Genomic DNA, 244 nt, shown 5'->3' on the forward strand with positions numbered 1-244 from the left:
CGAATCGAAGTACCCCGTCAACCTGCTCGACACGCCGTTCCCCATGCGCGGCGACTTGCCCAAGCGCGAGCCGCAATGGGTCAAGGAGTGGGAAGAGCAAGGTATCTACAAGAAGATCCGCGCAGCCTCGAAGGGCCGCAAGAAGTTCATCCTGCACGACGGCCCGCCGTATGCGAACGGCGACATCCACCTCGGCCACGCGGTGAACAAGATCCTCAAGGACATGATCGTCAAGGCGCGCAAT

1 protein-coding gene is annotated in these 244 nt (G+C 61.1%); it reads left to right on the forward strand.

The window, feature by feature from the left end:
* A partial coding sequence (locus SB751_RS34245) for a class I tRNA ligase family protein (protein ID WP_410749528.1) occupies positions 1 to 244 on the forward strand: 244 nt, incomplete at both ends.

This window comes from Cupriavidus sp. SIMBA_020 (assembly GCF_046535395.1).
Classification (GTDB): Bacteria; Pseudomonadota; Gammaproteobacteria; order Burkholderiales; family Burkholderiaceae; genus Cupriavidus; species Cupriavidus campinensis.